This is a genomic window from Clostridioides sp. LIBA-6822 (assembly GCF_056688955.1).
In genome coordinates this window covers 4,028,740-4,044,512 of the sequence record NZ_CP196995.1, presented here as the reverse complement: position 1 = coordinate 4,044,512, position 15,773 = coordinate 4,028,740, and the positions used below count along the sequence as shown (strand labels likewise).

The following is a 15,773-nucleotide window of genomic DNA, read 5'->3' as shown; positions in this document are numbered from 1 at the left end:
TTTAATAATATATGAATGAAGAGGTAATGTAAATGACAAAAGTTATAGTATTATCAGTGGATTCTTTATTTGAAAAAGACTTGGAATTCGTAAAAAATCTACCAAATTTTAAATCTATATTAGAAAATTGTTCTATAGTAAAAAATATAAATTGTGTATATCCTACTTTAACATATCCATGCCATACTAGTATGGTTACAGGAGTATACCCGAAAAAACATGGTATATATCATAATGAAAAATTTGACCCCAATAAAGAAAATAAAGATTGGTACTGGTATTCAAAAGATATAAAAGTAAAAACTATTGTAGACGTAGCAAAAGAAAACAATCTAACTACCTCTAGCGTATTATGGCCTGTAATGGGAGCAAATCCAAATATAGACTATAATATTGCAGAAATATGGGCTCCTAATAGAGAAGATAATCCAAGAGATACTTTTGAAAAAAGTTCTAGTAAGATTATAATGGATGGTATTTACAATAAACATTGTCATTATATTGATTGGAAGTTAGAACCTAACATGGATTTGTTTGGAGTAAACTGTACAGTAGATATTATAAAGGACTATAAGCCAGATTTAATGTTGATACATTTGGCTACATTGGACCACACAAGACACAATTATGGTCTATTTAATGAGCAAGTAGATAAAGCATTGAAAATGAATGATGAATGGTTAGGAGATATAATTCAAGCTACAAAAGATGCGGGTACATATGAAGATACAAACTTTATAATACTTGGAGACCATGGTCATCTTAGAGTTGATAAAGTTATAAATCCAAATATCTTACTTAAATCAAGAGGATTTATAACAGTAGAAGACGGAGAAGTTAAAAATTTTGATGCCTATGTAAATTCCTCTGGTATATCAGCTCAGATAATAGTAAATAACTTAGATAGATTAACCGAGTTAAGACAACTACTTGAAGAATTTAAAGAAGAATTATTTATAGAGAATATTTTTAGCAAAGAGGAAGCGTCTGAACTTGGTCTTGAAGGTGATTTCGAAATGGTAATTGAAGGTATTGAAGGAATTTCATTTGGTAATGATTTAGAAGGAAATATTATAAAGGATTCGGATATAAAAGATTATAAATTTGCTGTTGCGACACATGGTCATTTACCTACTAAAGGTAATAGACCTCCATTTATAGCTTTTGGACCTAATATTAAAAGTGGTGTGGTTATAGAGAACGGAGATTTGAGAGCACATGCATCAACTATATTAAAGATATTTGATTTAAAGCTAGATGGAGTTGAAAAAGAAGCGTTTGATTTTGTTATATAAGTTAAATAAAGTATTTATTTTCCATGTATTATAGACTTCTATTGTAAAGATAGAAGTCTTTTTTTATATTTTAGATTTAAGTAAAATTTAAATGGGTAAAATATTTAAAATAACTTAAACAATTTTAGAAAGGTATGATATAATAATAAATATTAGGAACTAATGTTCGAAAAAAGGAGTGATACTGTGGATTTTAAAATAAAATCAGACTTCAAACCTACAGGTGACCAACCAGAAGCTATTAAATCAATAGTGGATTCTATAAATAGAAATGAGAAATTTTCGACATTGTTAGGAGTAACGGGTTCAGGAAAAACATTCACAATGGCAAACATCATTCAACAAGTTAAGAAACCTACCCTAATAATGGCTCACAATAAGACACTAGCGGCACAGCTTTACAGTGAGTTTAAAGAATTTTTCCCAGACAATGCAGTTGAATATTTTGTAAGTTACTATGATTACTATCAACCAGAAGCATATGTAGCTCACAGTGACACTTATATAGAAAAAGATGCAAGCATAAATGATGAAATAGACAAACTTCGACATTCTGCTACGGCATCTATTTTAGAGAGAAGAGATACTATAATAATATCATCTGTATCTTGTATATATGGACTTGGAGACCCAAAAGACTATAAAGAACTTATGTTATCTATAAGACCAGGTATGCAAAGAGACAGAGATGATGTAATAAAAAAGTTAATAGAGATACAATATGAGAGAAATGACATAAATTTTACAAGAGGAACTTTTAGAGTTAGAGGAGATATACTAGAGATATTTCCAGCAAGTAACGATGAAAAAGCAATAAGAATAGAATTTTTTGGTGATGAGGTAGATAGAATAACAGAGATTGATTATGTAACAGGAAAGATTGTTGGTACTAGAAATCACATTGTTATATTCCCAGCATCTCACTATGTAACAACACCAGAAAGAATTGAAAAGGCAATTGTAGAAATAGAAGACGAGCTTCAAGAACAAATAAAATCTTTCAAGGAAAATGATAGACTTTTAGAAGCGCAAAGAATTGAACAAAGAACTAAGTACGATATAGAGATGCTAAAAGAAATAGGTTTTTGTCAAGGCATAGAGAACTACTCAAGACATATTACAGGTAGGTCAGAAGGAGAAAAACCATATACATTAATGGATTTCTTTCCAGATGATTATTTAATAATTGTAGATGAGGCACATGTTACTATACCACAAGTAAGAGGTATGTATGCAGGGGATAGGTCTAGGAAAACATCTCTTATAGAGAATGGATTTAGATTACCTTCTGCACTTGATAATAGACCATTAAACTTTCAAGAATTTGAAGGAAATATAAATCAAATGTTGTTTGTAAGTGCTACACCAGGGCCTTATGAAATTCAACATTCAGAAACTATAGCAGAACAGATAATAAGACCAACTGGACTTTTAGACCCAATTGTAGAAGTAAGACCTATTAATAATCAAATAGACAATTTGGTAGGAGAGATAACCAAAACTATAGAAAAAAATGAAAGAGTGCTTATAACCACTTTAACTAAAAAAATGAGTGAGGACTTGACTAATTATCTTAAAGAGATAGGGATAAAAGTTAAATATTTACATTCAGATATAGTTACATTAGAAAGAACAGAAATCATAAGAGATTTAAGACTAGGAAAGTTTGATGTACTTGTAGGAATAAATCTACTTAGAGAAGGATTGGATATACCAGAAGTTTCACTTATAGCAATTTTAGATGCAGATAAAGAAGGTTTCTTACGTTCCGAAACAGCATTAATACAGACTATTGGACGTGCAGCTAGAAATGAAAATGGAAGAGTAATTATGTATGCAGACAGAATAACTAACTCAATGCAAAATGCTATTGATGAAACAAAGAGAAGAAGAGATATACAAAATCTATATAATAAAGAACATGACATTACCCCTAAAACTATACAGAAAAGTATAAGAGATAGTATAGAAGCTACTAAGGTAGCGGAGGAAGAAGTTGTATATGGAATATCTGACACAGATGATAAAGATGAGATAAGAGATAATATAGAAAAATTAAAATCAGAGATGATGGAAGCTGCTCAAAACTTACAATTTGAGAGAGCAGCAGAACTTAGAGATAAAGTAAAACAATTAGAAGAAAAATTGGAAAAATAGAAAGGTAAAAACAACATTATGGAAGATAAAATTATAATAAGAGGAGCAAAAGAGCATAATTTAAAAAATGTAGATTTAGAATTACCGAGAGACAAATTTATTGTTTTTACAGGATTATCGGGTTCTGGAAAGTCTTCTTTAGCATTTGATACAATATATGCAGAAGGTCAAAGAAGATATGTAGAGAGTTTATCTGCATATGCTAGACAATTTTTAGGTCAAATGGAAAAGCCAAATGTAGAATATATTGAGGGGTTGTCACCAGCTATATCAATTGACCAGAAGACTACTTCAAAAAACCCGCGTTCTACTGTTGGAACAGTAACAGAAATATATGACTATTTAAGATTATTATTTGCAAGAGTAGGAGATGTATATTGTCCTACATGTGGTGAAAAAATAAGCCAGATGACTATTCAAGAAATAGTTGATAAAATGCTAGATTTTCCAGATAGAACGAAATTACAGATACTTTCACCAATTGTTAGAGGACAAAAAGGTACACATAAAAAGGTTTTTGATAATATCAAAAAAGAAGGATTTGTAAGAGTTAGAGTTGATGGTGAAAACTATGAAGTTAGTGATGATATAGATTTAAATAAGAATCAAAAACATAGTATAGAAGTTGTAGTAGACAGAATAGTAATTAAAGATGGAATTGAATCTAGATTGGCAGATTCAATTGAGACTGCAGTTAAGTTATCTGATGGTCTTGTAATAGCACAAATAATAGATGGAGAGGAAATTCTTTTTTCAACTAAATTTGCATGCCCAGAACATGGAATTGGGATAGAAGAATTATCTCCAAGAATGTTCTCATTTAATGCTCCTTTTGGTGCTTGTGATGTTTGTAATGGTCTTGGAGAAAGTAAAGAAGTAGACCCGGAATTAGTAGTACCAAATAAAGACTTATCAATAAAACAAGGTGCAGTTGCAGCATGGGGGTCAACTGGTGTTAATGATGATACTTATTATAGTAAAATGATAAAAAGCTTAGCAGAACATTTTAATGTATCTTTGACAACTCCATTTAAAGATTTACCAGAGGATTTTGTTGAGGAATTACTTTATGGCAAAGACAATATAATTGTAGAGTTTACTTATGAATCAAAATTTGGAGGAACTAGAAATTATAAGTCATATTTCGAAGGTGTAATAGTAAACTTAGAGAGAAGATATAGAGAAACCAACTCAGAGTACATGAGAGATAAGATTGAAGAATATATGGCAGAAAGACCATGTCCAAAATGTAAAGGGATGAGACTTAAAAAAGAAGTTTTATCTGTTTTAGTTGATGGAAAAAACATAATGGAAGTTACAAACTTATCTGTAAATGAATTGATTGACTTTATGGAAAATATAAATCTTACAGAGAAACATAGGTTTATAGCTCATGAGATTATAAAAGAAATAAAAGGAAGAGCTATGTTCTTAAGAGATGTAGGTCTTGATTATTTAAATTTATCAAGAAAGGCTGGAACTCTATCAGGAGGAGAAGCACAACGTATAAGATTAGCAACTCAAATAGGTTCTGCATTGGTTGGAGTTTTATATGTACTTGATGAGCCAAGTATAGGACTTCATCAAAGAGACAATGATAGGCTTATAGGTACTCTTAGACACCTAACAGACTTAGGAAATACCTTAATTGTTGTAGAGCATGATGAAGATACAATGAGAGAAGCTGATTATATTTTAGATATTGGGCCAGGTGCAGGTATACATGGTGGTGAGATAGTTGCACAGGGTACTTTGGATGAAATAATTGAAAATGAAAACTCAATAACAGGTCAGTATCTAAGTGGTAAAAAACAAATATTACTTCCTGAGACTACTAGAGAAGGAAATGGAAATTTTATAGAAATAGTCAAAGCATCAGAAAATAATCTAAAAAATATAGATATAAAATTCCCATTAGGTAAGTTTACATGTATAACAGGTGTTTCAGGTTCTGGGAAAAGTACATTGATAAATGATATACTTTACAAAGGTGTTGCAAGTAAAGTAAATAGACTTAAACAAAGAGCTGGTAAACATAAGGAAATAAAAGGAATTGAAAACATAGATAAAGTTATAAATATAGACCAAAGCCCAATTGGAAGAACACCTCGTTCAAACCCTGCAACTTATACAGGTGTATTTGACTTTATAAGAGATATTTTTGCAGCAACTAATGAAGCTAAAGCAAGAGGTTATAAAAAAGGAAGATTTAGTTTCAATGTAAAAGGTGGAAGATGTGAAGCTTGTAAGGGTGATGGAATAATAAAAATAGAAATGCATTTCTTACCTGATGTATATGTTCCTTGTGAAATTTGTAAGGGTGAAAGATATAATAGAGAAACACTGCAAGTAAAATACAAAGACAAAACTATATCTGACATACTGGATATGAATGTGGAAGAAGCTGTTGAGTTTTTTGAAAATATACCGAATATAAAAAGAAAACTAGAGACTTTAATGGATGTAGGTCTTTCATACATCAAATTAGGACAGCCTTCAACTCAATTATCAGGAGGAGAAGCACAACGTATAAAATTAGCTGCTGAGCTTAGTAAAAGACCAACAGGGAAGACCTTGTATATATTAGATGAGCCTACTACTGGACTTCATATGGCAGATGTAGATAAGCTAATTCAAGTGCTACAAAGATTAGCAGATACAGGAAATACAATTATAGTTATAGAGCATAATTTAGATGTTATAAAGACTTGTGATTATGTAATAGACCTAGGACCAGAAGGTGGAGATAAAGGTGGAACTGTAGTTGCAACTGGAACACCAAAAGAAGTATCTAAAGTTGATGGGTCTTATACAGGTCAATTTTTAAAGAAATATTTTTCTTAAATCATATAAAATGTGATAAATCTTAAAATTAGAGATATAAGTTAATTACATCTTTTAGAAGTTAGTTAACTATAAGTTGTAAACAGTCAACAAAAGTATAAAGTCCATATTACTCTTCATATTTAGGTTTGTTTTTAAATCAATTATGGAAGGGGGATATGGACTTTAACTTGTCTAGAGTACTGGAAATTGTATAACTTTTTAAATTTCACATTTTAGGGTATAATTTTAGTATAAAATTTAATGTTTTGGAGGGCGAGATGTTTGATATACAAGAGCATTTAAAAAAATTACCTTCTGAGCCCGGAGTATATTTAATGAAAGACAAATACGACCATATAATATATGTGGGAAAAGCCATATCTTTAAAAAACAGGGTAAGGCAGTATTTTCAATCTTCAAAAAACCATACATCTAAAGTAAAATCTATGGTTAAGAATATATATAAATTTGAGTATATTATAACGGATTCAGAGTTAGAGGCATTAATACTTGAATGTAATCTAATAAAAAGATATAGACCAAAGTATAATGTAGTACTTAGAGATGATAAAACTTATCCATATATCAAAGTAACTACAAATGAAGATTACCCAAGAATCTTAAAAGTTAGAAGAGTTCTTAAAGATAAGGCAAAGTATTTTGGACCATATACTAATATAACTGCTGTGAATGATACTTTGGAACTTATAAGTAGCACATATCCAATAAGAAGTTGTAAAATAGATATAGAAAAAGCAATAAAGAATAAAACAAGACCTTGTTTGAATCTGCATATAAATAAATGTCTAGGACCTTGTACAGGAAATGTTTCTAAAGAAGAATATGGAAAGATGATAGAAGAAATTATAATGTGTTTATCTGGTAAAGAAGAAAAATTAATGGAGCTTTTAAAGGAAAAGATGAATGAGAGTTCTATGAATTTTAGATTTGAGGAAGCTGCTGTATATAGAGATAAAATAAAGAGTCTTGAAGAAATGATACAGAAGCAAAAAATAGATACTAATGTAAGTGACTTAAATCAAGATGTGGTTGCAATGGCAAGAGCTCATAATGAGGCTTGTGTACAAGTATTTTTTATTAGAAATGGTAAAATTGTGGGTAGGGAACACTTTATACTAGAAGGTGTAATGGATAGCCCAAGAGCTTCTATATTAGGTTCATTTGTAAAACAATTTTACAATGAGCAAGAGTATATACCTAAAGAATTAATTATACAAGATGAGATAGAAGATAGTTCTATATTAGAAGAATGGTTATCGTCAAAAAAAGGTCAAAAAGTAACGATAAGAGTTCCACAAAAGGGAGAAAAGAAAAGCTTAGTTGAAATGGTAAGAAAAAATGCTGTAGAGTATCTTGAAAAGTTTTCTGACATGAACAAAAGAAAATATGAAAAAAGTATTGGAGCGTTGGAAGAATTAAAACGTCTATTAAATCTAGAAAAGTTACCAATAAGAATAGAGGCTTATGACATATCAAATATACAAGGTGTAGATTCGATTGGTTCTATGGTAGTATATACAAATGCTAAAAAAGATAAAAAAGAATACAGAAGATATAAAATAAAAACAGTCATTGGACCTAATGATTATGATTCTATGGCTGAAATTGTAGATAGAAGATTAAAACATGGAAATTTACCTGACTTGATATTGTTGGATGGTGGAAAAGGGCAGGTTAGTGCAGTAAAAAAGGTCTTAGAACTTAATGATGTAGATATACCTCTTTGGGGAATGTACAAAGATGATAAGCATAGAACCAAAGGATTGATATGCAAAGAAAAAGAAATAGAGCTAGATAAAACAACCAATTTATATAGATTTATTGCTAGTATACAAGAAGAGGTTCACAATTATGCGATAACATATCATCGAAGTTTAAGAAATAAAGCTTTGACAAAATCTATCTTAGATGATATACAAGGAATAGGTGAAAAAAGAAAGAAATCATTACTAAATCATTTTAAAGATGTAGATGCTATAAAAAAAGCTACTATGGAAGAACTTCTAGAAGTAGATGGAATGAATAAAAACATTGCAGATAATGTTTATAATTTTTTTAGGAAGGAAGAAAATTAATGGAAACTAGCAATAAGGTATCGATAAGAGAGATAATAAAAGACCTAAAGTTAAAAGTTGTGTACATGCCTGATGATGTAGATTATTATGTCTATTCTCAAGATATAAATAGACCAGGATTACAGTTTGCAGGCTATTTTGATTACTTTGCGTATGAAAGAATACAAATAGTTGGAAAAACAGAATATAATTTCTTTGGATTGATGGATAATAATATTAGAGAAGAAGTATTAAATAGATTTTTCTCATATGAAATACCTGCTCTAATAATCTCTAGAGACTTGGAAATCAAGCCAGATGTAATAGAAAAAGCTAAAAAATATAAGAGAATACTTTTGAGTACAAACAGAAATACAACTAGACTTATAAATAGACTATCAAATTATTTGGATAATAAATTAGCACCACACACAACAATTCATGGAGTGTTAGTTGATATTTATGGGATAGGCGTACTGATAAAAGGTGAAAGCAGCATAGGAAAGTCAGAAACAGCATTAGAACTGATTCAAAGAGGAAATAGACTAGTTGCAGATGATGCTGTGGAAATAAGAAAGCTGGATGAAAGTATGCTGATGGGGCAGTCACCTGAATTAATAAGACATTTCCTTGAGATAAGAGGAATAGGAATAATAGATGTTAGAAGTCTATATGGAGTAGGAGCGATTAAAAATTCTAAAATGATAGATTTAGTAGTTCATCTAGAAGCTTGGGATGAAACTAAATATTATGACAGACTTGGACTTGATAAAGAATATGAAGAGATACTTGGTGTTAATGTAGAGAAACTTGTTGTACCTGTTAAGCCTGGAAGAAATACTGCTATGATATTAGAAGTAGCAGCAATGAATTTTAGACAAAGAGGAATGGGATATGATGCAGCTCAAGAGTTTACTAAAAAATTATCAAAATTAATTGATACTAAGTAGTAAAGAATAATATTAAAATTAAGTTGTATATAATATTTATTAATAATATATATCATATAAGGAAAATTTAAAATAATAGATTAAAATCACACTAGATTAATTTTATATTTGAATTTTATTATATAATAAGAAAGTTGGAATTTTTTATGGGAATAGACTATTTTAGTAAACTTTTACAAAGTACTACTGAAAAAGAATTGCTCTTAAGTAAAAAGTCAAATAATATAAGTACAGCGAGGTTAATCTCTTTTTTGATAGTGATAGTAGGATTTGCTATTGGACTTTACAATAAACATATAGTGGGTGTTTTTGTTGGAGTTGTAGCGATTGTAGCGTTTATAGCACTCTTAGTTATTCATAATAAAGTAAAAGAAGAAGAAATGTATTTTAAAAGTAAGATTGATGTAATAGACAAGTATATAAAACGATTTGGAGATGGCTGGAAAGAATTCAAAATAGATGGTAAAGAATACTTAGAAGATGAGAATTCACAAGCAAAAGATTTAGATTTGTTTGGAGGAGCTTCATTGTATCAATATATATGTGTAGCTAATACATCTTATGGGAAGAAGTCCTTGGCTAAGTCATTATGGAATGAAAATCCAGATGATAAGATAATATCAGAGAGACAAATAGCAATAAAAGAACTTTTATCAAAAGATGACTTTTCTATTCATATTCAAACACTGAGCAATATAATTGGTAAGGAGCAAAAAAATAACTCTGATGGGAGTATAGAAACATTTATAGAGTATGGAGAAAATAAAAATGTATATATACCTAAATGGATGCATATTTTTACTTGGGGTCTACCTACTGCTACAATCCTATCTTTTATATTTTTTACATTAGGTTTTTTACCTATTTTACCTGTTTTTTTACTTTTTATAATACAGTTGGGATTTAGTGGCTTTGGGCATACGAAACTTATGCAAACTCTTTCACCATTATTTTCATTTAGTAGAAATATACAAGTATATGAAAAGATGTTTGAGGTTTTAGAAAAAGAGACATTTGAAAGTACTTACTTGAAAGAATTACAAGAAAAACTTTCTAAGGGAAGTGGCGTTTCAAAAGGTATTAAACAATTGAATTCAATAGGAAATGCTGTGAATTTAAGATATAATCAGATATTATATATAATTGCTTGTGGTGTTCTTATGTGGAATTATCATTGTGCAGAATCTCTGGAACGATGGAAAGGAATGTATGGAAATCAAATTAGAGGATGGCTGGAATCTATTGGGGAATTTGAAGCTCTAATAAGTTTAACAGTTATTGGTCATGTAAAGGAGAATACATGCTTTCCAGTAATAAAATATGAAGATGCTCCAAGGTTAAAAGTTGAAGAAGTATATCATCCATTGATAGCAGAGAAAAGTGTAATAGCAAACTCAATACAATTAAATTCTCAGACATGTATTATTACAGGTTCAAATATGTCTGGAAAAACAACATTTTTAAGAAGTATAGGAGTGAACTTAGTATTAGCATATGCAGGAGGGCCAGTATGCGCTAAGAATTTTGATGCAACTTGTATGGCTATATTTACATCTATGAGAATACAAGATGATGTAAGCCAAGGAATATCAACTTTTTATGCTGAGATTCTTAGAATAAAATCAATGATTCAATATAGCTTAAAAAAATTACCAATGTTGGTTTTAGTGGATGAGATTTTTAAGGGAACTAACTCTGCTGATAGAATTATTGGGGCAAGTGAGGCAGTAAAGAAGCTATCAAGACCATGGGTTATAAGTATGGTTACAACACATGATTTTGAGTTATGTGACCTTTCAGGTAGTGGAGATGTTGAAGTTGTAAACTATCATTTCTCAGAGTACTATGTAGATGATAAAATTCATTTTGACTATATGATAAAAGATGGAAGATGTAAAACTACAAATGCAAAACAACTTATGAGGATGGCTGGGATTCTTTAATTAATCTATAAGTCTAAGAAGTTGTATTAAAGTAAACTAATAAGGATTGTCTTAAAATACTTAAGAGTATTTTAAGACAATCCTTTTATTTAAGAACACTTAATTTTATAATTGTTAGAGCTTATTTAGATTCCTCACAAGCACATTCTTGTGGACATTCTCCATAGATACAGCTCTTATCGAAGTAATGAGTATGAAGATATTTATGAGCTACATCGCTATTTGGGTCTCCAAAGAAGTCTTTATAAATAGCTTGTAAATCAGGGTTTTCATGAGATTTACGTATAGCTTTATTTCTATCTATTTCATATAATGCATTTGCACGTCTATCAACTATTTCAGTATTACCATGGTGATACGGTTGACCAGCACCTCCAACACATCCACCAGGACATGCCATAACTTCTATAATGTGATATTTACATTCTCCACTTCTAACCTTATCCATAATCTTTCTAGCATTTTTAAGTGTATTTACAATACACACATTAACTGTAGTTCCATCAACATCTATGCTTGCTTCTCTTATTCCTTTAAGACCTCTAACATTAGTAAAGTTTACATTATCTAAAGTCTTATTAGTTATCTTCTCATATGAAGTACGTAGAGCAGCTTCTAGAACTCCACCACTTGCTCCAAATATAGATGCAGCACCTGTAGATTTTCCTAAAGGATTATCAAAATCTTGGTCTTGAAGATTAGGTAAATCGATAGCAGCCTCTTTTATCATCTTAGCTAACTCTCTAGTAGTTATAGAAAGGTCAACATCTAGTATTCCAGATTCACTTAATTCTTCTCTTGAAGCTTCATATTTTTTAGCTACACAAGGCATTACAGATACAACATAAAGCTCTTCAGGATTGATTCCTAATATTTTAGGTGCGTAGTAATTTTTAGCTATAGAACCAAACATACCTTGAGGAGACTTACAGCTAGATGCTAAATTTAACTTATCTGGATAATTATGCTCTAAGAAGTTTACCCATGCAGGACAACAACTAGTTAATATAGGAAGATTTTCACCACTTTGAATTCTCTCTATAAATTCAGTAGCTTCTTCCATGATAGTAAAGTCTGCACCAAAGTTTGTATCAAATACATGTTCAAATCCAAGTGCTTTTAAAGCAGCTACCATTTTTCCTGTAGAAATTGAACCTGGCTCTAATCCAAATTCTTCACCAATTGCAACTCTTACAGCAGGAGCAACTTGCACTACTATAGTTTTTTCTTTTCTATTTAAAACATCCCAAAGTTTAGGTACATTGTCTACTTCTGTTAATGCTCCAGTTGGACAGACAGATATACATTGACCACAGAATGTACACTCTGTTTCAACCATATCAGCGTTAAAGAATGTACTAACTAAAGTATTAAATCCACGATTAACTCCAGATAATGCTCCTACTGTTTGTATATCATTACATACAGTTTCACATCTTCTACATAATATACACTTAGAGTGGTCTTTAACTAAAGACTTAGTAGAAGTATCCTTACCTGCAAAAGATTTAGAACCTTGATATCTTATTTTTCTTACTCCTAAATCAGCAGCTATAGTCTGTAATTCACAATCTCCATTTTTTTCACATACAAAACAATCTTGTGGATGGTCTGATAACAATAATTCAACAATAGTTCTACGAGCATTTAATGCTTTTGCACTATTAGTTTGAACTCTCATACCTTCCTTTATAACTGTCCCACAAGCTGGAACTAGGCCTCTCTCTGTCTCAACCATACAAACACGACAAGATGCACAAGTGTCAAGCTTATCTATTTCATTCATATGTAAATGACAAAGATTGTGTATTTTTATATTTATTAATTTCGCAGCATCTAAGATAGAAGTTCCACTAGGTGCTGAAACGTGTTTGCCATTAATAGTTAAATTAACTAAACTCATTGTTATTCCTCCTCCAAATAAGTTATTTCTTGATTATAGCGTTAAATGTACAATTATCTATACAAGCACCACATTTTAGACACTTAGAAGTATCTATTGTATGTTGTTCTTTAACAGAACCTGTTATACAACCAGCAGGACACACTCTAGAACATTTTGTACAACCCTTACAAGCATCTGTTATAAAGTAAGAAAGTAAGTTTTGACATTTGCCAGCAGGACATTTCTTATCCACAACATGAGCTATATACTCATCTTTGAAATATTGAAGAGTACTTAAAACAGGGTTTGGAGCAGCTTTACCAAGACCACATAATGAAGCAGTTTGTATAGTTTCAGCAAGGTTTTCTAGGTCATCTAAATCTTGTAGAGTACCATTACCTTCTGTAATTTTAGTTAATATTTCTAATAATCTTGTAGTACCTATACGACAAGGTGTACATTTACCACAAGATTCTTCAACAGTAAACTCAAGGAAGAATTTGGCTATATCTACCATACAGTCAGATTCATCAAGAACAAGCATACCACCAGAACCCATCATTGAGCCTATAGAACTTAATGAACCAAAGTCTATAGGGATGTCCAAATGCTCAGTTGGTATACATCCACCAGATGGCCCACCTGTTTGAACTGCCTTGAATTGTTTGTCTTCAGGGATTCCTCCACCAATTTCAAATACAATATCTCTTAAAGTAGTACCCATTGGAACTTCAACAAGCCCTACGTTTTCTACTTTTCCACCAAGAGCAAAGACTTTAGTACCACTAGAATCTTCAGTTCCTAAGTTAGCAAACCAGCTTCCACCATTCAGTATGATTGCTGGAATATTAGCAAAAGTCTCAACATTGTTTAAGCAAGTAGGAGATTTCCATAAACCACTCTTAGAAGAACTATAAGTCTTCATTCTAGGTTCTCCACGTCTACCTTCAATTGAATGCATTAGAGCTGTACCTTCACCACAAACGAAAGCTCCTGCACCGTATTTTAATTCTAATTTAAAGTTAAATCCAGTACCTAATATATTTTCGCCAAGTAAACCATATTTTTCAGCTTGAGCTATAGCTACTTTTAATCTTTCTATAGATTTTGGATATTCTGCTCTTATGTATATGTAACCTGTATCAGAGCCTATAGCATATCCGCATATTGCCATAGCTTCTAGTACACTGTGAGGGTCACCTTCAAGTACGGATCTATCCATAAATGCACCTGGGTCACCTTCGTCAGCATTACAGACAACGAATTTTTTATCTGTTGGACCAGCAGGATTTTTTGAAGCAGCTTCCCATTTAGAACCTGTAGGGAAACCAGCACCACCTCTACCACGAAGACCAGAAGTTTTTACTTCTGCAATAACTTCTTGAGGAGTAAGAGAAGTTAAACATTTGCCTAGAGCTAAATAACCATCATTGGCAATATATTCTTCTATACTATCTGGGTCTATAAGTCCACAATTTTTTAAAGCTATACGTAATTGCTTCTTGTAGAAAGACATTTCTTCTTGTTCTTCTACTTTTTTACTTAAAGATTCTTCTTCATATAATAATTCCTCAACAACTGTATTTCTAATCAAGTGGCTTTGAACTATCTTTTCAGCATCTGATGGTTCAACCTTTACGTAGAAAACGTTATCAGGATAAACTTTTACGATAGGACCTTGAGCACAGAAACCAAAACAACCAGTCAAACGAACACTAACTTTGTCTTGGATTCCTGATTTTTTTATTTCATTTTCTAATTCACTAACTATTTCCATACTGTTTGAAGATGTACATCCAGTATCACAACAAACAAGTAATTCTCTTCTTAATACATTTTCCTTAGAATAATTTTTTCTTAAGCTAAGATTAGGTTTCAGCTCATCAGCCAAAACTTTTAATTCATCAAATGAATTTACTTTACGCATTATTTATTCACCCCTCTTAACAATTCAATTCTAATTCTCTATAAGTATCTAATATTTCGCTTACTTGGTCGGGTTTTACCTTACCATAAACTTTACCATTTACAGTAACAACTGGAGCTAAACCACATGCCCCCAAGCATCTTAAACCTTCTAAAGAAAATTTAAAATCACTAGTAGTTTCTCCAACTTTTATACCAAGCTGTTTTTCAAAAGCGCTTAATATCTTGTCAGCACCTTTTACAAAACATACAGTACCTAGACAGACACTGATTTTATACTTACCTACAGGTTCTGTAGTAAAATAAGAATAGAATGTAACAACTCCATATACCTTTGCAGGAGCTACGCCAAGTTTTCTAGCAACGTGAAGCTGAACTTCTTTTGGAAGATATCCAAATATACCTTGCGCTTCATGTAGAACTTGTATTAACGCACCTTCCTTTGTTGCAAGAGAGTCAATAAATATATCTAGTTCGTCAAATAATTGCTTGTTGTGTGAAATAAAATCGCACATAACAAATCCCCCTTTTCTTTTTAAAGTTATTATTTTTCAAAAAATAATTAACCATGAGTTGACCCCAACCTTATGTTGGTGAACAAAACCAAAACAATAAAGAAAGAACAATATACAACAATTTCTTTATTCATAAAAACAATGCAAAAAAGTTACCTATTAAAAATAAAAACTATACTAGTCTATTATAATATAAAATAA

The 15,773-nt window shown here is 31.0% G+C and carries 9 protein-coding genes; 6 read left to right on the top strand and 3 right to left on the bottom strand.

Going from position 1 to position 15,773, the window contains the following annotated elements:
- The first annotated feature begins 32 nt into the window (after positions 1 to 32).
- The 6 genes from ACTG48_RS19170 to ACTG48_RS19145 all read left to right on the top strand — a co-directional run bounded on the left by ACTG48_RS19170 (position 33) and on the right by ACTG48_RS19145 (position 11,246).
- Complete coding sequence (locus ACTG48_RS19170; RefSeq protein ID WP_479917723.1) at positions 33 to 1,295, top strand: alkaline phosphatase family protein; 1,263 nt, start codon at positions 33 to 35, stop codon at positions 1,293 to 1,295.
- 162 nt (positions 1,296 to 1,457) lie between these two features.
- Positions 1,458 to 3,452, top strand: coding sequence for an excinuclease ABC subunit UvrB (uvrB, locus tag ACTG48_RS19165; RefSeq protein ID WP_044214005.1), 1,995 nt, complete (start codon positions 1,458 to 1,460; stop codon positions 3,450 to 3,452).
- Positions 3,453 to 3,470: 18 nt separating this feature from the next.
- On the top strand, positions 3,471 to 6,296 hold the full coding sequence (uvrA, locus tag ACTG48_RS19160; protein WP_479917722.1) for an excinuclease ABC subunit UvrA: 2,826 nt from the start codon (positions 3,471 to 3,473) through the stop codon (positions 6,294 to 6,296).
- 260 nt (positions 6,297 to 6,556) lie between these two features.
- A complete protein-coding gene (gene uvrC / locus ACTG48_RS19155) occupies positions 6,557 to 8,374 on the top strand; it encodes an excinuclease ABC subunit UvrC (RefSeq protein WP_479917721.1) in 1,818 nt (605 codons plus the stop codon).
- Positions 8,374 to 9,303 (top strand): HPr(Ser) kinase/phosphatase, encoded by a 930-nt coding sequence (hprK, locus tag ACTG48_RS19150; RefSeq protein WP_021386302.1) that lies wholly within the window; start codon positions 8,374 to 8,376, stop codon positions 9,301 to 9,303. The genes uvrC and hprK overlap by 1 nt, the downstream gene beginning before the upstream one ends.
- Positions 9,304 to 9,449: 146 nt before the next feature.
- Complete coding sequence (locus ACTG48_RS19145) at positions 9,450 to 11,246, top strand: MutS-related protein (protein ID WP_479917720.1); 1,797 nt, start codon at positions 9,450 to 9,452, stop codon at positions 11,244 to 11,246.
- Between the two features lie 121 nt (positions 11,247 to 11,367).
- Here the strand turns inward: ACTG48_RS19145 and ACTG48_RS19140 are convergent, their stop codons facing one another.
- The 3 genes from ACTG48_RS19140 to ACTG48_RS19130 are packed head-to-tail and all read right to left on the bottom strand — an operon-like array spanning position 11,368 to position 15,572.
- Positions 11,368 to 13,149 carry an NADH-dependent [FeFe] hydrogenase, group A6 gene (locus ACTG48_RS19140; RefSeq protein ID WP_021386324.1) on the bottom strand — a complete coding sequence of 594 codons (1,782 nt, stop codon included), beginning with the start codon at positions 13,147 to 13,149 and terminating at the stop codon, positions 11,368 to 11,370.
- Between the two features lie 22 nt (positions 13,150 to 13,171).
- Positions 13,172 to 15,058 (bottom strand): NADH-quinone oxidoreductase subunit NuoF, encoded by a 1,887-nt coding sequence (locus ACTG48_RS19135; protein ID WP_021386321.1) that lies wholly within the window; start codon positions 15,056 to 15,058, stop codon positions 13,172 to 13,174.
- A gap of 16 nt (positions 15,059 to 15,074) precedes the next feature.
- On the bottom strand, positions 15,075 to 15,572 hold the full coding sequence (locus tag ACTG48_RS19130) for an NADH-quinone oxidoreductase subunit NuoE family protein (protein ID WP_003416946.1): 498 nt from the start codon (positions 15,570 to 15,572) through the stop codon (positions 15,075 to 15,077).
- Positions 15,573 to 15,773: the final 201 nt, after the last annotated feature.